Below are 21,876 nucleotides of genomic sequence, written 5' to 3'. Positions count from 1 at the left end.
CTCTTTTTATTCGCCGGTGCGATGCACTTCCTGGCCGCCGACGAGCGTCAGGCTGGCTTGCACGGTGAGCAGTGCTTCGTCAGAGGCTGTCAGCGGATCGGTGTCCAGCACAGCCAGATCGGCCCATTTGCCGACCGTGAGGGTGCCTTTCAGCGATTCCTCGTAGCTCAGGTAGGCGCCGTTGCGCGTGACCGTCTCGAGCGCCTGCATGCGAGTCAGCCGTTGGTCGGGACCGATGATCTGGCCGGTAGTGCGTTCCGTTCTGACGACACTGGCCCATACCGCGCTGAAGGGGCTCACCGGAATGTTGTCGCTCCCTGAGGCGATGTCGATGCCCGCTTCGAGCAGCGCGCGCTGCGGAACGAAGTGATTGCCGTTGCCGTCTTCTTGCAGACGTGACGCGCCGTTCTTCCAGAGCATGTAAAACGGAATGGTCGTGACGCGCAGGCCAAGGCGCCTGATGCGCGCGAAATCTGCCGGATCGGTGCGTCCCACATGCTCCACGACCCAGCGCCGTCCCGCTAACGGGAAGTGTTTGTCGATGGCATCGAACACGTCGAGCACCTCGCTCAACCGATCGATCACGACGCTGTGCACGCGCAGATCGAATTCGGCAGCGAGCCACGCGTAGTCGCTGAAATCTTCAATCCGGTTGGCCCATTCGACAAAGCCCGACCATCCGGTATTCGGCAGCACCTTGCGCACGGCACGTGCGGTCGCCGGGGAGCCGCCCAGTCCGATGAATACGCCGGAAACCGAGAACCACGGGTCGCCCAGTCCGTTACCTCGTGCAAATGATAGCCAGTCACGCATGGCCAGACGGGCTTCGGCCGCATCGTTCCACGTGGGGCTGACGCACAGGCGAGTGCGCATCGTCAGTTCACCCGCCTCCCACAGCGCGCGATAGACGGCGATGCTTTCCGGCGCGGAGCCGTGGCCCTCGTACACGCTCGTCGTACCGAAGGCGTGGTACAGCGGCAGCGAGCGGCGCAATCCTTCGAGCCGATCGGCAAAGTTGAAGGCGGGCACCTGAGACAGCACGGAGAACTCGATCAACGGCCGCTTGTTGGTCTCTACGATCACGCCGGAAGGCCTGCCGTCGGCACCGATCTCGATGTTGATCCCATCGCAATCAGGGCACGTGTCGGCATGGATGCCATTGCGCGCGAGCGCCAGCGAGTTGAGCGCGCTAAAGCCCGGCGGGACGCCCCAGTTGCCGAACAGGCCGGGAATGTACACCGGATGATCGGGCGCGACGGCGTCCAGTTCGTAGCGATCCGGCATGCGCTTTTCCGCGAGCGTCAGCGGGCCGTCGAAATAGAACGGCGGCTGGCCCACTGGCATGGTGATGATCCACTCGCCTTTGGGAACGCGTTGTACTTCGTGTCGAATGACGTCGAGTACGTCGGACAACTGGCGTGCGTGGGCGAGCGACGGGCGCAAGGTCTTCAGCCCCTCGCGCTCCATATGCGCATGCGCGTCGATCACGCCGGGGATGACGGTCCGGCCATCGAGGTCGATCAATTGGGTGTGGGGCGCTTGCGATTGCGCTCGCACCTCGGCGTCGGTGCCCACGGCGACGATACGATCGCCTGCGATGGCAACGGCCTGCGCAGGCGCGGCGTTGCGCTCCATGGTGAGGACTTGCCCCCCATGCAGGATGAGATCGGCCTTGGCGCTCATCGCTTCGCCTCCGCCCCGTACCACGGGAACATCCGGTGCAGCAGCCACGCAAACAGTTGATCGGCGACGAAACCCACCGCGCCGAGATAGATCAGGCCGACGAACATGATGTCGACGCGAAACACCAGATGCGCGAACGAAATCAGGTAGCCCAACCCTTTCTCGGAACCGACCAGCTCGGCCGCGACGAGGACCACGAACGAGACCGACGTCGCCTGCCGGAGTCCGGCGAACACGAACGGCAGTGCTGCCGGCAAGGCCACCTGAAGCGCAATCGCGATCGGACGCGTGCCAAGGGATGCCGCCGAACGAAGGTACGCCGGAGAGATATCGCGCACGCCGAAAAACGTATTGATCCACACGGGGAAGAACGCGCCCCATGCGATCAGCATGACCTTGGAGAGATCGCCCAGACCGAACCACACGATCGCCAGCGGCACGATGGCGATGGACGGGATGGCTCGCAGCCCGTGCAGCACCGGATCGCTCAGGTGGCGCAGCGTGGCGAAATGGCCGGTCAGTACGCCCGCGATGACGCCGAGCGATGAGCCGAGCAGGAAACCCCACAGCGCGCGTTGCAGGCTCGCGGCGATGTGCGGCCATATTTCGCCCGTTCCCCAAGTCATTTCGGCGAACACGCCCGCGACGCGAGACGGCGGCGGGAACATGTTGAGATTGATGCCCGGGATCAGGCGGGGGCCGACCTCCCAGATCGCCAGAAAGATCAGACAGCCGAGCACGCCCAGCAACGATTGCCTGCCAATGGCGCTCCAATGGCGGGTGCGGCGCTTTTGCCGTACGGCGTCTTCGATGGCACGGCGTTTGAGCGCGTCCTGATGGCTCGCCTGTTTCGAGGGTGCCGGGTTCGCTCGCACTTCCGGGATGTCGGTGAAGTGAGCGAGGTTGGCGGTGTTGGATTGAGGGTTGGCGCTCACGCTCCGCTCTCCGTCGTGTTCAATGATTCGAAAGCCCGGCTGATGCGCTCGTAGATATGGCCAAACGCCGGGTCGCCGCGCTCGCGCGGGTAGGGCAGGGGCACGTCGATGATTTCGTGGATGCGCCCCGGGTGCGGGCTCATGACGACGACGCGCTGTGCGAGGAATACTGCCTCTTCGATGTTGTGCGTAATGAAGAAGATCGAAAGCTCCAGCTCTCGCCAGACGCGCAGCAGTTCGTCTTGCAGAAGCGCACGCGTCAGTGCATCGATGGCGGCAAAGGGTTCGTCCATGAGCAGGACGCGCGGTTCGGTGGCCAGCGCGCGTGCAACTGCGACACGTTGGCGCATGCCGCCCGACAACTCGAAGGGATAGCGATCGCCTGCATGCGCCAGTCCGACGAGCTTGAGTAGCGCTTCTGCGCGAGCGCGTCGCTGTGAACGGTCGACGCCTTGCTGCTTCAAGCCGAATTCCACGTTTCGCCGTGCGGACAACCACGGGAACAGCGCGTATTCCTGAAACACGACACCGCGATCCGGTCCGGGGCCATCGATTGGTTGGCCATGTGCGCAGACCGTGCCCAAGGTCGGCTTGATGAACCCGGCAATCATGTTGAGCAACGTGGTCTTGCCGCAGCCGCTGGGGCCAATGGCGCACACGAACTCGCGGTCGTTGATTTCCAGATCGACGTCGGTCAGCGCCCAGTTCAGGTCTCCGGTCCGCGTCGTGTATAGCTGCGAAACGCCTTGTATCGAGACCGCAGGCGTCGCTGGCGCAAGCGATGCGGCGCGCGGGGCGGCGCTCACGACAGCGTCACCCGGTCTGGTGCCACGGCCTTGAGCGCGTCGGTGTAGACGAGCTTCTTGTACAGCGTCCGCAAATCTTCCTTCGGGCGCTGGGCCAAACCGGCATTGATCGCCCATTCGCCGTTGAGCACGAGGTCGTCGAGCAGGCGATTGTCGAGGCGCACGCCGACTTGCATGGTGCCGAAACCTGCCTGTGTGGCGGCCACTGAGGTCTTCGTGCGTTCTGCTACCAGTGCGACGGCTTCCTGCGGTTGTCCGCGATAGAACTTCTCCGCCGCCAGCAGCGCGCGCACGGCGCCTTCCACCAGCTTGGGCTGCTGACGCACGACCGATTCCGGGGCGGTCAGCACGTAATGGCTCACGAAGACTTTTTCCAATCCCGTGTCGGGGAGCAGGCGAACCAGTCCGGGGTAATCGGCCACGGCCTTTTGCCCTGAATCGAAGCCCCATGCGAAGGCGTCTACGCCGTTCTTCCCGATGGCCGAGACGACATCGCCACCGCCCACGTTCACCAGCGTTACGTCCTTGAGACTGAGACCCCACAGCGAAAGATAGCGCGACAGGAAGTAGTGCCCGCTGGTGCCAAGCGGGGTGGCGATACGCTTGCCTTTGAGCTGCGCGGGCGTGTCGATGCCGCGATCGGTGCGGGCCGCGACCACCATGCCGCTCGACAGTCGCGTGAACTCCGCCACGATGACGGTGTTGACGCCGTTGGCGCCCGCGAGGCCGACGACACTGTCCGTGGTGGTGGCGAACTGGGCTTTGCCTGCCTGCACGGCGTCGAACGCGAGTCGGCCGGACGTGAAGGCCAACGTTGTTGCCTCGATGCCCTGCGGCTGCCAGTAGTTCTTGCTCGAGACCAGATACGGGATCGCCCAGCTGAAGCCCTGGCTTTCCGCGACCACAATTTTGTCTGCCGCGCGGGCGGCTGGCGTGAGGCTCAGCCCCATGCCGAGCGCGCCCAGCGTTTTGACGAATCCCCGACGATCCATGCTCAACTTCTCATTCATGATCAGCCTTCTTTGTCGTTACCGTGGTCAGTCATCGCAGCCCGGAATGGGCTGTTCTCTTGTCATGTCGATATGTCGATATGTCGATTCATAGGCGCGGCTTTTAGCCGTAAGGGTCGGGAAGCTGCCCCGTGAGCAGCCACTGTCCGAGCGCTTTCTGTCGATAGTCGAGGGGATCGTGCAGCGTGTGCACGCGCACGTTGCGCCAATAGCGGTCAAAGCCGTCCCGACGCGTGGTGGCGCTCGCGCCCATGAGTTCGAAGATGTCGGCAGTGATGTCTAGCGCGATGCGCCCGGCGTGCAGGCGTGCTGCACTGATGCGCAGGGCAACGTCGCCACGCGCTTGTGCACTCAGATCGAGGCCTGTTTGCCAAGCGCGTTCAAATTCGATGAGGGCGTCGTCGGCGAGCAGTACGGCGGCTTTCAGGCGCGGCCACATGCCACCGGTGCGGAGTTGCAGCAACGCATCGTCGCTCGCGGTGGCGACGCCCGCCATGGCCCACGGGCGAGCACGTTCCCTGACGTAGCCGATGGCGTCTCTTAGCGCGCCCAGTGCATTGCCGAGATAGATTTCCGTGAGGATGAGTTGCCCGATCAGATTGCGCAGCGTGGCGCGCGGGCTGCTGGCGACACCGGGAGGGCCGAGTACTTCCGAGGCACTGACGGCGACGCGATCGAAGGTGATCGTGCCGCTATCGGTCTGTCGTTGCCCGAGGTTGTCCCAATCGTCATTGACGGTGATGCCGGCGCGTTGTGTTGGGATCGCGAGGAAGAGGCGATCGCCGGGGGCGTCGCCCAGCGTGACCGAGATGTTGAGCATGTCGGAGCCTTTCGCGCCCGAGCAGAAGCTTTTGATGCCGTTGAGCTCGAAGCCCGTCGATGTGCGTGTGACGGTGAGTCGCGTGTCGCGGGCATTGACGGCGTTGCCCCAGAACCAGCGATGTTCGGTGGTGCTGCCGAGATAGTGAGTCTGCTGTTCGGGCGAGGCGAACAGGCGGATGGACGCGACTTGCAGATGCTGGAAGCCGAAGAGATGGGCGAGTGAACTGTCTTCGACGGCGAGACGCCGTACTGCGCGCAGGATCAACGGCCAGTCGGCACCGAGACCACCGAAGTCGCGCGGGACGGCGAGGGCGAGAAGGCCGCTGTCGCGAAGCACTTCTCGCTCGTGCCAGGCCGTACCGCCGTCTCGATCGCGTTGCGCTGCCGAAGATCTCAGCGCGTTCGCGACGGCGATGACTGCTGCTGCGTGTTCACCGAATGGGTGTGCTGGCACCCATTCGTCAAGGAAAGGCTCATCCATGCTTCCACTACTCGTCTGATGCTTGTCTGATAGTCCGGGGTGGCCTGAACAGGCGTGAACAGCCACCCGACGCACTATAGGGAGCGCGGTACATGAACCAAACCAATATTTGCGTATTAGGTTATCTGCGAGGCCGTCGTGGCGGGTTGCCGGCACGGCTGTTCTGATGGGGCTGCCGGCCGGGTGATGCGGTGGCCGGCAGTTTGAAAGGTGGGGATTACAGCTTGCCGCAAAGTGTGCCGGTGAGGCCGGAGATCACGGAGTCACCGTTGAGAGCGACGTCGGATTTATCGATGACAGTGCCGTCGAAATTCAATTCGTACATCGTGCCGAAGCCGCGTTGGCAGTCGGCAACTGCGATCACGTATTCGCTGTACGAGAAGGTCTTCTTGCTCAGGTCATCCTTGCGGGACAGCGCGGCGATCGACGGTTTGCCTTTGAAGCTGCGGCGTTGGACCGTATCGGTCTTGAGCATGTAGCGATTGCCGGATTTCTCCGCGACCGAACCCACTTCCCAGACGTTGTCGTTGTCTTTTCTCGACACCTTGCCGGTATCGTCATCCCAACTCAGGCAGGCGAGGCTGCCGAGATTGTCGGCGACGGAGGGGCCGAAGCGCACGAAAGCATCCTTGCCGAAGAACTGACCTTCCATGCCGTTGTAGTAGACGTAGCCGTAGCCCTTCTTGCAGGATTCCAGCAGAACGAAGGCCTGTCCGTATTCGTAGGTGCCTTTCGATTTGTTGCGGGTCTGGTACAGATATTTGTAGCCGTTGTTCTTCTTGCCATCGACGTTCATCAGGCCGCCGCTGCCTTTCTTCGCCTGCCACGTGTAACCGGGCGACTCCGCCGCCGTGATCCAACTTCCCGAATCGGCGGCGCCCGCCGTGTTGACGACAGCAACGCCCATCAGAACCCCCAGTACCGCTTTTACCGACATGCCTATTCTCCGCAGCATTGATTCATCGGGGTGACTTCCCGCACCCGCTTCCCCATCAGACGGCCTGATATTTACCGACACGTCGTCCGGAGCCAGAACGTTACTTCGGCATGTGCGATGGAAACTTTAGCGGCTTGGGCCGTGAGGTCGTCGGCGCGCCCCGTTGCGGCAAGGTGTTTCTCGCGCCGTGTGCGATACCGGACGGATATTGGCGGCGTCGGCGCGCAAGGTGCCTTGATGAGGTACTGAAGACGTCTGTGCCGGCGATCGACGGTACCGATGTCAACTCTGGACGGAGGACGTCATGAAAGTCGTTCGAGGTTTGCTGTTAATGTTCGTCGTGCTCACACTGGGCGGTTGCTGGTGGGGCCCTGGCCCCGGTTACGATCACGGCGGGGGGCGCGGTGGCTACGATCACGATCATGATCGCGACAACGGGCAATGGCGAGACCGGTAGTCGGTTCAGATATCGACTGGGTGCGTCGTACCTCACTGCCCCCACGTGGCAAACATGACGATGACCGCACAGGCCATGATGCCGGTGGCCGACCACCCCAGCGCCTTCAACTGCCAGCGGATCGTGAATTTGCCCATCACATCGCGCCTCGCCGCCATCAGCATGACGATCACCATGATCGGTACGGCAATCACTCCATTGATCACGGCGCTCCAAAAGAGCGCCTTGATCGGATCGATGGCGGTGAAATTCAGTGCAACGCCGAGCAGGGTGGCGAGCGTCAATATCGTATAAAAGCCACGCGCCTGCATGACTTCGCGGCCAAGACCGATACGCCATTCGAACGCCTCGGCCACCGCGTAGGCGGATGCCCCCGCGAGCACAGGGACTGCCAGCAAGCCGCAGCCGATGATGCCGGCGGAAAACAGCAGGAATGCAAATTCACCGGCGAGCGGCCGCAACGCCGCGGCCGCCTGCGCCGATGTCTGGATGTCTCTGACCCCGTGCTGGTAAAGCGTGACTGCCGCCGTCAGGATGATGAAAAACGCGATCACGTTCGAGAACGCCATGCCGACATACGTATCGAGCTTGATCCGCCGCAGATTTCGCCATGCTTGCCAGGGGGCCTGAGTCAGTGGCTCCTGACCGTCGGTCGCGCGCTGCACTTCGACTTCCTGAGACGCTTGCCAGAAAAACATGTAAGGGCTGATGGTCGTGCCGAAAACCGCGACGACCGCCACGATGTAGCCGACGTTGAATGTCACGTGGGGAATCACGGTTCGGTACAGCACTTCTGCCCACGAAATCTTGACGCTGAACACGGTGGCGACATAGGCAAGCAGGGCGAGTGTCAGCACTTTGAGGATCGGAGCGTAACGGGGAAACGGAATGAAGACCTGAAGCGTGAGCGAGATCACCCCGAACGCGACCGCATACCCAACGGCCGGGCCACCGATTAGCAGCTTCAACGCCGCGCCCATGGCCCCGACGTCCGCCGCGATATTGATCGTATTGGCGAGCAGCAACAGGCCAACCAGGCTGTATAGCAACCATGCCGGGTAGTGCTTTCGTATGTTGGCCGCGATGCCATGCCCTGTGACTCGTCCGATTTGTGCGCTCACGATCTGAATGCCGATCATGAGCGGATAGGTCACCAGCGCGGTCCACAACAAGCCGTAGCCGAAGGCGGCGCCGACCTGAGAGTAGGTTGCGATGCCACTCGGGTCATCGTCCGCTGCGCCAGTAATCAAGCCGGGTCCGAGCTTTTCCCAAAGCGATTGATTCTTCTGGAGTGCGTTGGGGGCGAGCGGCACGATGTCCACCTTGAAAGCGACTGACGGGTTGTCTCGGCCACACTAGGCAGGCAGGTCGATCTCGTCGGTACGCTATCCGACTGAAGTCAATCTTGCTGGCGCCTATAACCTTGACTTGACCCCAATGGTTGACGAGAGGACCTCATGAATCAGCTAACCGAACGTAACGTACTGAACTCACCCGCCGACGCGGCAGGCGATGTGAATGCTCTTGCGCTGCCTGCCGCCAGTGCCGTTTCGTGGAGCGCGATTTTCGCGGGAGGGCTCTGCGCCGCGGCGCTGTCATTGATCCTGTTAATGCTGGGGGCCGGTCTGGGGCTCTCGTCGGTGTCTCCTTGGGTGCATCAGGGCTTGAGCGCCAAGGCTTTCGGTGTCTCGACGATTCTCTGGGTCACGCTGACCCAGTTGGTTGCTGCCGGCATGGGGGGGTATCTCGCGGGTCGGTTGCGCACGCCGTGGCCTGACGTTCACAGGGACGAAAGCTACTTTCGCGATACGGCGCATGGTTTTCTGGCGTGGGCGGTTGCGTCGCTGGCGAGCGCCGTGTTGCTGACATCAGTGATTGGTTCGATCGTCAACGCGGGCGTCCCCGCCGCCGCACCTGCATTGGCCGATGTCGCGCTGACAGGGGGCGCCACGACGGCGTCGGACGGGGAGCGTGGCGCGACGGGATCAGCGGGTGGCGTTGGGTATGTCATGGATTCGTTGTTCCGGGCCGCACCTGGCGCCGCCGTCGCCACTGTCGCGGCAGTGGCGCCTGCCGACGGCAGCACGCCGCCGGAGCGGGCAGCGGCAGCAACGCTTGTGTCTGCAAAGGCCGAGGTCGCCCGCATCTTTCTGCATAGCATCCGTACGGGGCCACTGCCAGCCGGCGATATGCAATACGCCGCGCAACGTGTCGCGCAGTACACCGGCCTGACGCCGCAAGATGCCGAAAAGCGGGTGAGTGACGCGTATGCCGGCATGCAATCGAAGCTGGTCGCGGCCGAGGCTGCGGCAAAAGATGCTGCCAACAAGGCGCGTAAGGCATCGGCCTACGCGGCGCTGTGGCTTTTCATTTCGCTACTCATCGGTGCGTTCTTTGCGAGCCTGGCAGCCACGTTCGGCGGTCGACAACGCGATGGTCGATAACGCCGCAATGCCGTTACCTCGCTGCCCCGCCTATCCCCGCCTATCCCCGCTTATCCCGATCCCGACATCTCGCCTACGGAGGCCGCCATGCGTTCGCTTCTTCTCCTGTTTCTCGGTGTTCCGATTCCAATCATTATCCTGATCGCACTGTTCGTGCATTGATCGCGTGACTGCGGCGCATGATAGCGGCCAGCCGTTCAAAACGTTGAGATCAAGCGGAGGAGGCGGAAGAAGGTGCCCGCGTTACTCCGGCGAAATGATTCTTGCGGAGCAGCAGACTTGTCTGGAGAACCAATAGAAAAGGGCTTGCATTTCTGCAAGCCCTTTGAATTCGTTTGGTAGGCCGTGCGGGACTCGAACCTGCGACCAACGGATTAAAAGTCCGCTGCTCTACCAACTGAGCTAACGACCCAACGAAGAAAAAGATTATAGCGATGACTTCGCTATAGTGTCAATACTTGTGTGGCGCGAATATGTCAGTTCGCGCACGATTTCTCGCATACTGCGCGGAATTTCCTCAAACGCTGCGCTCAATACGCCACATTTGATATTTGAACGCGCAGACGCCGCCCACAAGAATCGCCACGATCGCCACGAACGAGCCCAACGCCAGCGTCGACACGCCCGACAACCCTTGGCCCACCGTGCAGCCCAGCGCCGTCACGCCACCGAAGCCCATCAACACGCCGCCCACCATATGATTGGCGGTGTCCTCGGTGCCGTGAAAACCTTCCCAGCGGAACGTGCGCGATGCGAGCGCATAGGCGAACGAACCGACGATCACGCCCAGCACGCTCGCAATGCCCAACGTGATCACGTTGCTCGTGTCGCTCCACATCATCAACCAGTACAGCGAGTAGGCCAGCGGCGAGACGAACGACAACGCTTCCATCTTGCCGGAGTTGGTGGCGACGAAACTCTCTTCCAGCGTGTTCGGATTTTCTGCGACGTAACCGATCTTGCCCGACACGTACCACAGCGCCACGATGATGGCGCCCACGACGAGGCCGCCCAGCAAGTTGTCGAACGTCCAGAATTCACGGCGCGCGAGTGCGGCGATCACAAACGCACCGCCAATCACCAACCCCAGCACCAGTTGTGCACGATGCAGGTCGCCCCCGAACACGCCGCTCAACAACGTCGGCAGATCCTGCGACGTGGCAAACGTCGTCTGCACGCTGTCGAGTGCCGCAACACGCCAGACCGCAAACAAGCCCTTGAGCGTCATGTACGCCGACAGACCGATCATCACGAATACGAGCAGCGACTTCAGGTTGCCGCCGCCGATGCGCACGAGTGTCTTGCTGCCGCAGCCGGATGCCAACACCATGCCGAAGCCGAACAGCCAGCCGCCGACGAGATACGAGAGCCATGTGAAGCGCGGCGTCGTGTAGATCGCCTTGATCGGGTCGATGATGCCCAGCGAGGCCAGTACACCCGTGCCGATGGTGGCCACACCGATGGCCAGCCACCACATACGCATGCGGTTCCAGTCACCGATGTTCACGATGTCGGAAAGAGCCCCCATCGTGCAGAAGTGGGTGCGTTGCAAGACGGCGCCGAACACGAAGGCCAGGCCGAAGGTGAGCCACACAACGGTGTGGGAGAGGGCAGTGAGATCGACGTCTGTCATGAGGCGAGACCGGCCGTGCCCGGCCGTTCAATGCATGGTCGCGAGCCGCGGGGCGCAGCCGGCTATTGTTGTTATCTGACGCGCATTTCACACTCGGTGATTGCACGTCGCGGGTGCGGTCGCCATGTCGCGCAGGCCGTTGGCCTGTGCGCATCCCCTGAGACGCCGCGCCTCGTACGCTTGGAAAGTCCGTATTCTACTTGAGCTAGTGTGTCGCGCCTTGAAACGACAACGCCGCCCTGGGGCGGCGTCATACGTTTTGACGAGTGACCTGACACGGGAAGCAGGTTCGCACAACCTCCCGAGGGGCGTCTTACTTCAGCTTGGCCGCACGCTTCTTGGCCTCCGCTGCCGATTCGGTGTCCGGGTACTTGGCCACCAGATCCTGCAACGTTTTCTTAGCTGCCGCCGTCTGCCCGGATTCGGCCTGATTACTGGCAATTGCCAGCATCGATTCGGCCGCCTTCGGACTCGTCGGATACTTCGCCACGACCCCTTGCAGCGTCGCAGTCGAGCCCTTCAGATCCTTGTTGGCATACTGCGCATTGCCAAGCCAGAACTGTGCTTCGGGCTGATACGGGCTGTCGGGATACTTGGCCGCGAAGGTCCGGAATGCCACTTGCGCACCCTTGTAGTCACCGTTGCGGAATTTCGCCAGTGCAGCGTCAAAGACATCTTTCTCGCCCGGTTGGACGGTGCCTGTCACGCCGCCGACGGTCATCTGCTGCGGTTCGAATTTCTTCAGACGACCGTCGAGGTCGTTGTAGAAGTCCTTCTGACTCTGTTGCAGGTTCGCAAGCTGGTTTTTCAGATCTTCGTTCTGACCGCGCTGGTCGGCCAGATCACGCTGCAACTGCTGGATCTGGTTGTTCAAATCCAGCACGTTGCGCGTGAGCCCCTCGATCCGCTGCTTGTCTGAATCCAGACGGCTGCGGATATCGAGGATCGCTTTGCGCGCCTCGTCGTCGTCGAACAATCCGGCATGTGCGAGCGGGCTCAGCAGCGTTGTGCCGAGCGTCGCTGCACAGATCAGGTTTTTAAGCAAACGAGACGTCATGGCGATTCAATCAATAAGCCAGATCGGCGCGACGATCTTGCGCCCAGCTAGCTTCGTCAGTACCGGTGGCTTTTTCCTTACCCAGCGAAACGGCTTCCATCTGGTTGGTGTTGGCGCCCAGTGCCGACATGGCCTTCACGACAGCTTCAGCACGCTTCTGGCCCAGGGCCAGGTTGTACTCGCTCGTGCCGCGCGGGTCGGTGTTGCCCTGAACCAGCACGTGACGTTGTGCGTACTTGGCCAGGAAGGCAGCGTGTGCCTGGAGCAGCGGGGTGTACTGTGCATCGACCGAGTACGCGTCGAAGCCGAAGTACACGCTGCGCTTGGCGAGCGGGCCGTTCGGGTTGTTCAGTTCGTCAGCCGATGCGTCGACGGGGGCGACAGCGCGGGCGTCCGTGGTGGTCTGACCCTTGTTGGCGTTAGCCTGGTCGTCGAGCTTCACGCCCGACGAGCAAGCTGCCAGAGCGGCCAGCGAAGAGATGGCGAGGATATTACGAAGCAGGGAACTCATATGAGCCTCCATTGATGTTGCTGTTGATGTTATTGCATGAAAGGGCCCCAGGAGGGTTCGCGAACTTCCCCTCCCCGAACCTGAAGAATCTGCCGGGTTTGCCCGTCCACCGAAACTGCCGCGAGAACCTTACGGCCCCCGGATTGCGTTGCATAAAGAATGTACTTGCCGTTCGCGGCAAAGCTCGGTGACTCGTCGTGGCTGGTGTCGGTCAGAGCCGTAACATCGCCAGTACTCATGTCCTGCACGCACAGCTTGAACCCGCCGCCTTGGCGAGCGATGAACGCGAGCAACTTCCCATCAGGGCTCACTCGCGGGCTGACGTTGTAACTCCCCTTGAAGGTCACGCGCTGTGCAGCGCCATCACCTTCGCCCCCGGCCGGCATCTTGTAGATTTGCGGACCACCGCCACGATCGCTCGTGAAGTAGATCCATTTACCGTCGGGAGAATACTGCGGTTCGGTATCGATCGCGCCGCTGCGCGACAGACGTTTGAGGCCGCCGCCATTGGCGTTGACCTGATAAATCTGCGTGTTGCCATCGCGCGAAAGGGCTACGGCCAGACGGCTGCCGTCCGGCGCCCATGACGGTGCCGAGTTGTTGCCCTTCTCGTTGGCCAGCACGGCACGACGGCCCGTCGGCAGATCGTGGATGTACACCACCGGCTTGCGCTTCTCGAACGAGACGTACGCGACCTTGGTGCCGTCCGGCGACCACGCCGGCGAGATGATCGGTTCGCGGCTGTTCAGCGCGACGCGGGCATCCTGGCCGTCGGAGTCCGAAATCTGGAGCTGGTAGGTCGAGCCGGTATGCAGCACGTACGACAGACGCGTCGCGAACACGCCGCGATCGCCGAGCAGCTTCTGATAAATATAGTCGGCGATCTTGTGCGCGGTCAGGCGCAGGTTGGCCGCCGACGAAGTGAGTGCAAGGCCGCCCAGAGGCTGGCCGCTCACGGCGTCGTAAAGACGGAAGCTCACCTGGAAGTTGCCGTTGCCGGCGGGGGCGATGGTGCCCGAGACGAACGCGTTGGCGCCCTTGGCTTTCCACGTGCCGAGATCGACCGAGTCGTCGACGCCAACCGTTGCACCGCCCGTATCGATCTGATTGAAGCGGCCGCTATTGCTCAAGTCGGACTTGACGACGGCAACGATGTCCGTCGGCGCTGTGCCCTTGAAATTCGACACGGCGATCGGGTACCGATTGGTACCCACGCCGGTGATGTCGACAGTCAGCGGTGTCTGCGCATGGGCGATCGTGCAAGCCGCGGTGAGCCAGGTGGCCACCACCGCACGCCATGCATATTTACTGGAAATTCGCATGCGTTCGATTGGTCAGTTGCGCGGTGCAAGCGCCATTTTTACCATACTCAGATGGAAATGGACCTGCAACGCTCGGTTTTCGTTCCCGTTGGACAACATACTCATCCTTTCGGACTAAAGCGAAGGTTGACGCTCGGGGGGGCTTTGCCGTTAGTGTCGCGCGGCAAGGGGTCGGACTTGCTGATGGCGGCCTGAACCGCGGCATCCCAGGCAGGGTTGCCGCTCGACTTCACCAACTGCATTGAAAGTACGCTGCCATCCGGAGCAAGACGTACCGCGACGACGGCCGTGGGGTTGCCATCGGTGTCGCCGCCATAAGCGATATTCGGTTTGACCTTGGCGCGCACGCGGTCAGCATAACCGGCAGACGCCGTGCCGCCCGCGCCCGAACCCGTGCCGCCCGCTTGCGAACCCAGGCCATTGCCCGTCGCGCCCGGCGTGCCACCGGCCATCCCGCGCAGCGAGGAAAGGCGTTGCTCACGTGCGGCGTCTGCTGCCTTCTGTGCGGCGGCCTGCTGCGCCGCCTTCGCCTTCTCGGCTTTTTCCTCAGCGGCCTTCTTCTCGGCGTCCGCTTTCTTCTGGGCGTCGGCGAGTTGCTGCTGCTTCTGTTGTTCTGCCTTCTTGGCCTCGTCTTCCTTCTGACGCTTCTGGTCGTCGGCTTTCTTCTGGTCGGCAAGTTTTTGCTGGCGCGCCGCTTCATCGGCGGCGGCCTTCTTGCGAGCGAGGTCGGCGGCGGCCTGCTGATCGGCCAACTGCTTTTGCTTGAGGGCTTCCTGACGCGCTTTTTCCTGCTGCGCTTCGAGCAGGCGCGCCTGTTCGGCGGCTTCCTGCTCTTGCTTGCGCTTCTTCTGCTGGAGGGCGATGTCGGCGTCTTCGGCCGGCGGCGTCGGGGCCGCGATGGCGGGCGGCGCAGGCGTCGGCGGCGGTGTCACCACCGGCGGCGTCGGCTCGGCGACTTCGGTCGGGGTCCACAATTCGGCTTCGGAACCTGCGGGCGAGCTGTTCTGCCAGCGCATGCCGTAGAAGAGCAGCGCAAACAGAAGCGCGTGCATGAACAGCGCGAGGAGGAATGCCCGCCCCGTGCCGCGCTCATCTTTGCGCGGGCCAATGGGGCGGTCGGAACGGGCTACGGAGCTGCTCATTTTTGCTTGACGAGCAGGCCCACGCGCTTGACACCCTGGGCCTTCAGATCGGACATCACGTTCATGACGATTTCATAGCGCACCGACTTGTCGGCGGCGATGACGACCGGTTGATCCGGGTTGGCCGCCTGACGGCCTTGCAGGAACCCGGTCAGATCGCCCGCGCTCATGCGTTGTTCGATGGTGTTCTGACCATCTTTATAGCGAATCAGCACGCGGTTGTCGGCCTCGATATTGACGACGACCGGCGGCGTTTGTTGCTGCGGACTTGCGTTGGCGACGCTGGGCAAATTGACGATCGACGGGGCCACCAGCGGGGCGGCCACCATGAAGATGACGAGCAGCACCAGCATCACGTCGATGTACGGTACGACGTTGATGTCTGCCATGGCGCGACGGCCGCGGCGAGCGTTGCGCATTGAACCTGCCATGTCTCGGCGCTCCCGGAATGCTTAGTGAATCTGCCGTTGCAGGATGTTGGAGAACTCTTCGATGAAGCTTTCGAAGCGGATCGCCAGCCGGTCGATGTCGGTGGCGAAGCGGTTGTAGGCAACCACGGCAGGGATCGCGGCAAACAGGCCGATGGCGGTCGCCACCAGCGCTTCCGCGATACCCGGCGCCACATTGGCGAGCGTGGCTTGTTGCACGTTCGACAGGCCGCGGAAAGCGTTCATGATACCCCACACCGTACCGAACAAACCAATGTACGGGCTCACCGAACCGACCGACGCGAGGAACGGCAGATTGGCTTCGAGCGAGTCCATTTCACGTTGAAAGGAAGCGCGCATGGCACGACGTGCACCGTCGAGAATCGCATGCGGATCGTTCAGGCCTTTTTCGCTCGCCTTCATGTATTCGCGCATGCCCGATTCGAAGATTCGCTCGAGGGCACCCGTCTGATGGCGGTTGTTCAGCGCGCTCTGGTAGAGCGCCTGAAGATCGCCGCCCGACCAGAAGTCACGTTCGAAACGTTCGGTCTGGGCACGGGCGCGGCGAATCGCGAAGATCTTGCGGAAGATGTGCGTCCACGACATCAACGACAGCAGCAACAGCAGGGCCATCACGGCCTGTGCGAGCACGCTGGCATGCAGCACCAGCGTAATAATGGAAAGGTCTTGATCGGGCATGGTGTGGTTATTGACTGACCGGAATTCTTGTCCCTGGGATCAGGCGGCTGCCGCGCCGCTCCCGGCGTGTGCAGCAACACTGACGGACTTGTTGGCAACAATGGCCGATTGCATGGCGAGCCGCACGTTCGCCGGAATTCTGCCCGGACGCAACGTGTCGGCCGACACACAGCCGATTTTGATGCTGCCGCGCGCCAACAGTTCGCTGCTGCCGTCGGACGCATCGCGCCAGGCTTCTTGCAGAAACTCCACCGTCGCGCCGCCGAGGTGCTCGATTCGGCTTCTGACGACCACGAGATCGTCCAGTCGGGCGGGGCTCAGGTAGTCGAGCGCTGTCGCACGCACGATGAAGATCATGCCGGTGTCGCGGGCCAATTGGAGTTGTTCGATGCCGAGCGAACGGAGCCACTCGGTGCGGGCCCGTTCAAAGAATTTAAGGTAGTTGGCGTAGAACACGACGCCGCCGGCGTCAGTGTCCTCGTAGTAAACGCGGATTGACCAACTGGTATCAAAATCAGCCATGCCGCGCATTGTATCGGAACGCGGCAACAACGCCAGTCACGGAAACAGAATTTTTCAACTACGTGCAACAACGGTGCTTCAACGCCCGATTCAATCCGCCGCCGGTGCGCACCAAAGTGGGGCGAAATCGTCTCAAGGCCCCGTCGGGTGGGCGATCACGCTGGCGCGCCCGGGCCGGGCGTCCCTATAATGACGGCTCGCAAGCCCCCTGATATTCGAACGAATCCGGCACGCGCATGCATGCATCATGCAAGCGCCGGATTTCAGTCTGTAAAACTACCTGCGAGGCCCTTCGAAGTGACTTCCCCCGAAACGCAAGCTCCCGTCAGCCCTAGCCCCCTTCGCGTCGCATTTCTCGGACTGGGCGTCATGGGGTATCCCATGGCCGGTCATCTGCAACGCGCCGGTCACACGGTGACTGTCTATAACCGCACGGCCGCCAAAGCCGAGCAGTGGGCGAAAGACTACGGCGGCAAGCACGCGGCCACCCCGGCCGAAGCCGCACGCGACGTCGACATCGTGGCCGCCTGTGTGGGCAACGACGACGATCTGCGCAGCGTGGTCCTCGGTGAGCACGGCGCGTTTGCCGGCATGAAGCCGGGCGCGGTGTTCGTCGATCACACGACAGCGTCGGCCGACGTGGCGCGCGAACTCTATGCCGTGGCCCGCGAGAAGGGCCTGCATTTCGTCGATGCGCCGGTCTCCGGCGGCGAAGCCGGTGCAAAGAACGGTGTGCTCACGATCATGTGCGGTGGCGATGCCGATGCCTTCGATCAGGTGGCGCAAACGCTGCATGCCTATGGCCGTGCCGTCACCCGGATTGGTGAAGCGGGCGCCGGGCAACTGGCCAAGATGGTCAATCAGATCTGTATCGCCGGGCTGGTGCAGGGGTTGTCCGAGGCGATCAACTTCGGTCAGCAAGCCGGTCTCGACATGAAGGCCGTACTCGACGTCATCAACAAGGGGGCGGCGGCCAGCTGGCAGATGGACAATCGCGGCCAGACGATGATCGACGGCAAGTTCGATTACGGCTTCGCAGTCGATTGGATGCGCAAGGATCTCGGCCTGTGTCTGGCGGAAGCGCAGCGCAATGGTGTGTCGCTGCCGGTCACCGCACTGGTCGATCAGTTCTATGGCGATGTGCAGGCGCTGGGCGGCCGCCGTTGGGACACGTCCAGCCTGATTCACCGTCTGCGTGTGCTGTCGGGCAAGGCCTGACCGATTGTCCGGTAGCTCACGCACGAATGCGCAGGTGTTGTTTTGGAGCCAGCCTTCGGGTTTATCTCCAATCGTCAGCACCTGCCGGTTGGCACTAGAATGCGGAAAACGGGACGTCGTGGTGCGACGGCACGGCGGCGGGTAACGCGGTAGGTGTGCGAGGCCGGTGTCGTGCGGGAGGAGACCGCCGCGATTGATAACGACACTTACAAAGATCCGAAAACCGGCATGAGCAATCAGTCGAACGCCGCGGCCGTCCGCGCATTCCGCATTCTCGAAATTCTCTGCGCCGCAGGCGCGCCCATGACACTGGCGGAGATCGTCGCCGCCATCGGTCTGCCCAAACAGACCGTGCACCGCATTCTCAAGCAACTGGAAGCCGCCTGGCTGGTGACCCGCGAGGCGGGCAGTCGGCATTACGAGCCGTCGTCGCGCGTGCGTGCGCTGGCGGTCAATGCGCTGATGCATGCCGGCCCGGCCGCGGCTCGGCACGCCATTCTCCAGCAACTGGTCGACAAGCTCGGCGAGACCTGCAACCTGTCGATGCTCTCGGGCGACGATCTGGTCTATCTCGATCGTGTGGAGACCGAATGGTCGCGCCAGCTCAAGCTCTCACCGGGCTCGCGGGTGCCGTTGCACTGCACGGCGAGCGGCAAGCTGCTGCTGGCGTTTTTGCCCCGCACGCGACGCGAGAAGCTGATCGCGCATCTCCCGCTGCGTCCGCGGGCGGAGAACACGATTACCGATCTTGAGGATTTGCGGGCCGAACTGGCCGAGACGCGCAAGCGCCGTGTGGGCACGAACAACGAGGAACATGTGCCGGGCATGATCGCAGTCGCGGTGCCGGTCATGCTCGACCGCAACCGCGCCTGTGCGGCGATCGCGGTGCAAGCCAGCGCCGAGCACTCGACGCTGGACAAGCTCATGACCTATCTGCCCGAACTTCAGGCCGCCGCCGAGACGATGGCCGCCACGTTCAACGAGTAGGCTCGGCAGATTCAGCAGGTTTGGCAGGCTCGGCCGCCGTAGGGGCCATGGCATCGAAGGCCTGCGTCAACTGCAAGGCACCTTGTGCCGATTCCGCCCGAATGCGAGGCCCGATGAAGATCGGGTCGAGCACCAGAAACAGCAGATTCGGTGTGCGATAGACGAAGTCGCGTTCGAAGCGCGTGCCCGTGCCGTCGGGCGTGAGCTTGTAGCGCACCTCCCCTGACGGGCGGCGGTTGACTTCGCCTTCAATGCGCCACTCCAGCGGCGGCTGCGCTTCGACCACTTTCCAATGAATGATCCCGTGGCGCCCGGCGAGTCGGAATTCTTCCGCGACTTCTTCGCCGAGCGTGAGCGGATGATCTGTCGCACCCTCCACCGCCAGCGATGCCGGATGCCACTTGGGCCAGTTGGCAGGGGTGGTCACGTAGTTGTAGACGACCTGCGGCGGCTGGCGCAGGGTGATCACGTTGGTCACATGCGTCTGGCGCTCGAACGGCAACGGGGCGAGCGACAGAACGGCAAGGATGGCAACGGCGGTGAGAACGATCAGGAAGGCTCTCTTCATCGGCGCGCGCTCAGGCACCGGCGGGCGAATCGAGTTCAACGTCGACCATCAGGTCGTTGGCGAGCCCCTCCAGTACCTGACGCAGTGCATCGGTCGAGACGCTGGCCGGCACGCGAAGGCGTGCGGTGGCACGAAACAATGTGCCGCCGGACATCGACCCTTCGACGCACTCGGTGTCGAGTTCATCGATGCTGATGCCGCGTGCAAAGAGCACGTGCGAGATTTCCTTGACGATACCCGGGTGATCCTGACCGACGAGATTGAGCTGAAGCAGACGTGCGCCGGGATCTTCGGCGGCGCTCTGCGCATGCGTGACCGAGATGCGCAGCCCGTGGGTTTCAAGCGCTTGCAGTGCTTGCGTGAGCGTGGCGACGCGCTCGTCGGCGACCTGAAGATGCACGATGCCGGCGAACTGCCCGGCCAGATTGGCGAGTCGGCTTTCGAGCCAGTTGGCGCCGGCGGCGGTGGCGCGATCGGCGATGGCGTTGACCAGCCCCGGGCGGTCCGGGCCGATCACGTTGAGAATCAGGGACGTCGTCATAGCAGGCTCCGTCGAATTAGCGCGCGAGGCTCAAGTGTAGTGCAATCGCACCGTTCGCCGCTATGGCTGCGCTTGGCCGCCATCATGGCGACGGCGCGCTCAGGGCCCCGCTTCGGCCATGCGCAACAACGCGATGACGGTGGCGTCGTCGGTTTGCGCGAAATCGCTGTACGCGATGCTGACCGCGTAAAACGGTTGCGGCATCTCAAGGCAGATGACGGCATCGGCTAATGGCTGGAGTCGTGCCACGGCGTCGTGCGCGCCGACCGGCGCACAGGCGACGAGCGGCCCCGCGCCGAGCCGTCGCAAGGCGCGCAACGCGGCGGTCATGGTCGCGCCGGTGGCGATGCCATCGTCGACTACCACCACCGGTTGCCCCGAGACGCGCGGCGCGCCGCGTCCCGGTGTGTAGGCCTGACGGCGTTGTTGCAACAACGCCCGCTGACGCGCCGTTTCTCGTGTGAGATAGACGCCGGTAGCGCCGAGCGACAAGGCATGGTCGGCGAGAAAGATGCCGCCGAATTCGTCGACCGCGCCCACGGCCAGTTCGCTCTGATGCGGCGCGCCGAGCTTGTGGGCGAGCAGTACGTCGAGCGTGCCGTTCAACTGTCTTGCGATGGGCAGGGCGACGGGCACGCCGCCACGCGGGATGGCCAGCACGAGCGGCGGGGCGCAACGCGAGAGTACGGCGTGCGAGGCGAGAACTTCGGCGAGGGCGTTGCCGGCAGCGGCGCGATCGAGGAACGGCATGACGGCGGCGGGGGCAAGCCCGGCAGGAGGGACGATTCTGCCATCGTAACGCCGCAGCCTGATGCCCGTTTGATTAGCGCGCGAGGAGTTCGGGCACGGTGCCGACCAGCAGCGTCACACCCGAGCAGGCGAGCAGCGCGAGCACCATGCGGCGGAAGGCGTGATCCGAGAGGAATTTATAGGCCCATGCGCCCGCCAGCGTCGGCAGGATCATCGATGGCACGGCAATCGCGAACAGGTGCAGCGTCTTCGTGGTGATCACGCCGTGCACCGTGTACATGATGATCGTCAGCGTGTGCATCACGATGAAGAAGAGCTGCATGACGGCGCGCTGCAAATCCTTGTCCCAGCCGCGCAACGTACACCACAACGTGGGCACGACACCCACGAGGCCGCCGATGCCGCCCATCAATCCGCCGATGAAGCCAACCACACCGTCGGCCGCACGCCCGCCGCGCGTGATGCGAGGCAGATGGGCCGAGAGCAGCAAGATCGTGCAGTACACGACGAGAATGGCCCCGATGCCCGCGCGAAACCACACCGGGTCGAGATAGCGAAGAATCCATACGCCGACTGGCACGCCGACGAGGCCGCACACGACGAAGGGCGCCAACCGATCGAGCGGAACGGATCGGCGCACGGCGCGCAGCCCGAGAATCTGTCCGATGAGCGAGCAGAAGGCGACGAGCGGGCCTGCGAGCGTGGGCGGGAGCGACCACGCCCAGAACGACAGCGCGACCAGACCGAACGCGAAGCCCGACAGGCCTTGAACGAAGCCGGCCACGCACGCGCCGGCGATAAGAGGAAGTACGGGATCGAATGTCATGAATCGGGCGAGCGCACAGTGTTGCCGGGCCCGGTGCGGGCCTCTGCCGTGCAGCAGATCAAGGCGGCATTATGCGGTGATCTCGCCGATTCGCTCA

23 protein-coding genes and 1 tRNA gene are annotated in these 21,876 nt (G+C 62.9%); 4 read left to right on the top strand and 20 right to left on the bottom strand.

Annotated features, from left to right (window positions below):
• Positions 1-6: 6 nt before the first annotated feature.
• From CDV46_RS14015 to CDV46_RS13990, 6 genes are all read right to left on the bottom strand, one after another.
• On the bottom strand, positions 7-1,683 hold the full coding sequence (locus tag CDV46_RS14015; protein ID WP_087723081.1) for an amidohydrolase: 1,677 nt from the start codon (positions 1,681-1,683) through the stop codon (positions 7-9).
• Positions 1,680-2,618 carry an ABC transporter permease gene (locus CDV46_RS14010; protein WP_087723079.1) on the bottom strand — a complete coding sequence of 313 codons (939 nt, stop codon included), beginning with the start codon at positions 2,616-2,618 and terminating at the stop codon, positions 1,680-1,682. The genes CDV46_RS14015 and CDV46_RS14010 overlap by 4 nt, the downstream gene beginning before the upstream one ends.
• Positions 2,615-3,424: an ABC transporter ATP-binding protein gene (locus tag CDV46_RS14005; RefSeq protein WP_254916051.1), complete on the bottom strand. Its 810-nt coding sequence runs from the start codon at positions 3,422-3,424 to the stop codon at positions 2,615-2,617. The genes CDV46_RS14010 and CDV46_RS14005 overlap by 4 nt, the downstream gene beginning before the upstream one ends.
• Positions 3,421-4,416: an ABC transporter substrate-binding protein gene (locus CDV46_RS27425; RefSeq protein ID WP_249277524.1), complete on the bottom strand. Its 996-nt coding sequence runs from the start codon at positions 4,414-4,416 to the stop codon at positions 3,421-3,423. Before CDV46_RS27425 ends, CDV46_RS14005 begins: the two co-directional genes overlap by 4 nt.
• 121 nt (positions 4,417-4,537) lie before the next feature.
• A complete protein-coding gene (locus CDV46_RS13995) occupies positions 4,538-5,737 on the bottom strand; it encodes an acyl-CoA dehydrogenase family protein (RefSeq protein ID WP_087688326.1) in 1,200 nt (399 codons plus the stop codon).
• Positions 5,738-5,954: 217 nt separating this feature from the next.
• On the bottom strand, positions 5,955-6,674 hold the full coding sequence (locus tag CDV46_RS13990) for a hypothetical protein (protein ID WP_087688325.1): 720 nt from the start codon (positions 6,672-6,674) through the stop codon (positions 5,955-5,957).
• A gap of 304 nt (positions 6,675-6,978) precedes the next feature.
• Between CDV46_RS13990 and CDV46_RS27135 the strand changes: the two genes are divergently transcribed.
• Positions 6,979-7,131: a hypothetical protein gene (locus CDV46_RS27135; RefSeq protein WP_170935969.1), complete on the top strand. Its 153-nt coding sequence runs from the start codon at positions 6,979-6,981 to the stop codon at positions 7,129-7,131.
• Positions 7,132-7,163: 32 nt separating this feature from the next.
• On the opposite strand, the gene CDV46_RS13985 is transcribed toward CDV46_RS27135, so the two are convergent.
• A complete protein-coding gene (locus tag CDV46_RS13985; protein WP_087723306.1) occupies positions 7,164-8,444 on the bottom strand; it encodes an NRAMP family divalent metal transporter in 1,281 nt (426 codons plus the stop codon).
• Positions 8,445-8,588: 144 nt separating this feature from the next.
• On the opposite strand from CDV46_RS13985, the gene CDV46_RS13980 reads away from it, so the two are divergent.
• Positions 8,589-9,575, top strand: a complete 987-nt coding sequence (locus CDV46_RS13980; RefSeq protein WP_254916050.1) for a hypothetical protein — start codon at positions 8,589-8,591, stop codon at positions 9,573-9,575.
• A gap of 336 nt (positions 9,576-9,911) precedes the next feature.
• Here CDV46_RS13980 and CDV46_RS13975 read toward each other — a convergent pair.
• The 9 genes from CDV46_RS13975 to ybgC form a co-directional block, all read right to left on the bottom strand.
• Positions 9,912-9,987 (bottom strand) — tRNA-Lys (locus CDV46_RS13975).
• 105 nt (positions 9,988-10,092) lie between these two features.
• The gene (locus tag CDV46_RS13970; protein ID WP_087723076.1) at positions 10,093-11,208 is read right to left on the bottom strand and encodes a YeeE/YedE family protein; all 1,116 of its coding nucleotides are present in this window, start codon (positions 11,206-11,208) and stop codon (positions 10,093-10,095) included.
• Positions 11,209-11,521: 313 nt separating this feature from the next.
• Positions 11,522-12,265, bottom strand: coding sequence for a tol-pal system protein YbgF (gene ybgF / locus CDV46_RS13965; RefSeq protein WP_170935967.1), 744 nt, complete (start codon positions 12,263-12,265; stop codon positions 11,522-11,524).
• Positions 12,266-12,275: 10 nt separating this feature from the next.
• Positions 12,276-12,776, bottom strand: coding sequence for an OmpA family protein (locus CDV46_RS13960; RefSeq protein ID WP_087688323.1), 501 nt, complete (start codon positions 12,774-12,776; stop codon positions 12,276-12,278).
• Positions 12,777-12,805: 29 nt separating this feature from the next.
• Positions 12,806-14,098 carry a Tol-Pal system beta propeller repeat protein TolB gene (gene tolB / locus CDV46_RS13955; RefSeq protein ID WP_058379525.1) on the bottom strand — a complete coding sequence of 431 codons (1,293 nt, stop codon included), beginning with the start codon at positions 14,096-14,098 and terminating at the stop codon, positions 12,806-12,808.
• A 101-nt stretch (positions 14,099-14,199) separates the two neighbouring features.
• Positions 14,200-15,240, bottom strand: a complete 1,041-nt coding sequence (gene tolA / locus CDV46_RS13950) for a cell envelope integrity protein TolA (RefSeq protein WP_087688322.1) — start codon at positions 15,238-15,240, stop codon at positions 14,200-14,202.
• Positions 15,237-15,671 carry a protein TolR gene (tolR, locus tag CDV46_RS13945; RefSeq protein WP_058379523.1) on the bottom strand — a complete coding sequence of 145 codons (435 nt, stop codon included), beginning with the start codon at positions 15,669-15,671 and terminating at the stop codon, positions 15,237-15,239. The genes tolA and tolR overlap by 4 nt, the downstream gene beginning before the upstream one ends.
• 21 nt (positions 15,672-15,692) lie before the next feature.
• Entirely contained in the window at positions 15,693-16,367 is a 675-nt protein-coding gene (gene tolQ / locus CDV46_RS13940; RefSeq protein ID WP_058379522.1) for a protein TolQ, read from the bottom strand.
• Between the two features lie 39 nt (positions 16,368-16,406).
• The gene (gene ybgC, locus CDV46_RS13935) at positions 16,407-16,898 is read right to left on the bottom strand and encodes a tol-pal system-associated acyl-CoA thioesterase (RefSeq protein ID WP_087723074.1); all 492 of its coding nucleotides are present in this window, start codon (positions 16,896-16,898) and stop codon (positions 16,407-16,409) included.
• 288 nt (positions 16,899-17,186) lie between these two features.
• On the opposite strand from ybgC, the gene CDV46_RS13930 reads away from it, so the two are divergent.
• The gene (locus CDV46_RS13930; RefSeq protein WP_254916049.1) at positions 17,187-18,107 is read left to right on the top strand and encodes an NAD(P)-dependent oxidoreductase; all 921 of its coding nucleotides are present in this window, start codon (positions 17,187-17,189) and stop codon (positions 18,105-18,107) included.
• A 228-nt stretch (positions 18,108-18,335) separates the two neighbouring features.
• Positions 18,336-19,094 carry an IclR family transcriptional regulator gene (locus CDV46_RS13925; protein ID WP_058379519.1) on the top strand — a complete coding sequence of 253 codons (759 nt, stop codon included), beginning with the start codon at positions 18,336-18,338 and terminating at the stop codon, positions 19,092-19,094.
• Here the strand turns inward: CDV46_RS13925 and CDV46_RS13920 are convergent.
• From CDV46_RS13920 to CDV46_RS13905, 4 genes are all read right to left on the bottom strand, one after another.
• On the bottom strand, positions 19,084-19,662 hold the full coding sequence (locus CDV46_RS13920; protein WP_087723071.1) for an SRPBCC family protein: 579 nt from the start codon (positions 19,660-19,662) through the stop codon (positions 19,084-19,086). The two genes, CDV46_RS13925 and CDV46_RS13920, sit on opposite strands and share 11 nt — an antisense overlap.
• A gap of 10 nt (positions 19,663-19,672) precedes the next feature.
• Positions 19,673-20,203 (bottom strand): glycine cleavage system protein R, encoded by a 531-nt coding sequence (locus CDV46_RS13915; RefSeq protein WP_087723069.1) that lies wholly within the window; start codon positions 20,201-20,203, stop codon positions 19,673-19,675.
• A 99-nt stretch (positions 20,204-20,302) separates the two neighbouring features.
• On the bottom strand, positions 20,303-20,953 hold the full coding sequence (locus CDV46_RS13910; RefSeq protein ID WP_087688316.1) for a phosphoribosyltransferase: 651 nt from the start codon (positions 20,951-20,953) through the stop codon (positions 20,303-20,305).
• A 73-nt stretch (positions 20,954-21,026) separates the two neighbouring features.
• On the bottom strand, positions 21,027-21,779 hold the full coding sequence (locus CDV46_RS13905) for a sulfite exporter TauE/SafE family protein (RefSeq protein ID WP_087688315.1): 753 nt from the start codon (positions 21,777-21,779) through the stop codon (positions 21,027-21,029).
• Positions 21,780-21,876: the final 97 nt, after the last annotated feature.

The organism is Pandoraea sp. PE-S2T-3 (genome assembly GCF_002179965.1).
Lineage (GTDB): Bacteria > Pseudomonadota > Gammaproteobacteria > Burkholderiales > Burkholderiaceae > Pandoraea.
The sequence above is the reverse complement of the archived record's forward strand: the minus strand, read 5'-3'. Positions and strand labels throughout refer to the sequence as shown.

Coding starts and splice junctions, on each gene's coding strand:
- CDV46_RS14015 (WP_087723081.1), bottom strand. CDS start 1,683: ATGAGCGCCAAGGCCGATCTCATCCTGCATGGGGGGCAAGTCCTCACC.
- CDV46_RS13960 (WP_087688323.1), bottom strand. CDS start 12,776: ATGAGTTCCCTGCTTCGTAATATCCTCGCCATCTCTTCGCTGGCCGCT.
- CDV46_RS13990 (WP_087688325.1), bottom strand. CDS start 6,674: ATGTCGGTAAAAGCGGTACTGGGGGTTCTGATGGGCGTTGCTGTCGTC.
- CDV46_RS13980 (WP_254916050.1), top strand. CDS start 8,589: ATGAATCAGCTAACCGAACGTAACGTACTGAACTCACCCGCCGACGCG.
- tolA (WP_087688322.1), bottom strand. CDS start 15,240: ATGAGCAGCTCCGTAGCCCGTTCCGACCGCCCCATTGGCCCGCGCAAA.
- tolR (WP_058379523.1), bottom strand. CDS start 15,671: ATGGCAGGTTCAATGCGCAACGCTCGCCGCGGCCGTCGCGCCATGGCA.
- CDV46_RS13905 (WP_087688315.1), bottom strand. CDS start 21,779: ATGACATTCGATCCCGTACTTCCTCTTATCGCCGGCGCGTGCGTGGCC.
- CDV46_RS13925 (WP_058379519.1), top strand. CDS start 18,336: ATGAGCAATCAGTCGAACGCCGCGGCCGTCCGCGCATTCCGCATTCTC.
- CDV46_RS13995 (WP_087688326.1), bottom strand. CDS start 5,737: ATGGATGAGCCTTTCCTTGACGAATGGGTGCCAGCACACCCATTCGGT.
- CDV46_RS27425 (WP_249277524.1), bottom strand. CDS start 4,416: ATGGATCGTCGGGGATTCGTCAAAACGCTGGGCGCGCTCGGCATGGGG.
- tolB (WP_058379525.1), bottom strand. CDS start 14,098: ATGCGAATTTCCAGTAAATATGCATGGCGTGCGGTGGTGGCCACCTGG.
- CDV46_RS13920 (WP_087723071.1), bottom strand. CDS start 19,662: ATGAAGAGAGCCTTCCTGATCGTTCTCACCGCCGTTGCCATCCTTGCC.
- ybgF (WP_170935967.1), bottom strand. CDS start 12,265: ATGACGTCTCGTTTGCTTAAAAACCTGATCTGTGCAGCGACGCTCGGC.
- CDV46_RS27135 (WP_170935969.1), top strand. CDS start 6,979: ATGAAAGTCGTTCGAGGTTTGCTGTTAATGTTCGTCGTGCTCACACTG.
- CDV46_RS13910 (WP_087688316.1), bottom strand. CDS start 20,953: ATGCCGTTCCTCGATCGCGCCGCTGCCGGCAACGCCCTCGCCGAAGTT.
- CDV46_RS13970 (WP_087723076.1), bottom strand. CDS start 11,208: ATGACAGACGTCGATCTCACTGCCCTCTCCCACACCGTTGTGTGGCTC.
- tolQ (WP_058379522.1), bottom strand. CDS start 16,367: ATGCCCGATCAAGACCTTTCCATTATTACGCTGGTGCTGCATGCCAGC.
- CDV46_RS13915 (WP_087723069.1), bottom strand. CDS start 20,203: ATGACGACGTCCCTGATTCTCAACGTGATCGGCCCGGACCGCCCGGGG.
- ybgC (WP_087723074.1), bottom strand. CDS start 16,898: ATGCGCGGCATGGCTGATTTTGATACCAGTTGGTCAATCCGCGTTTAC.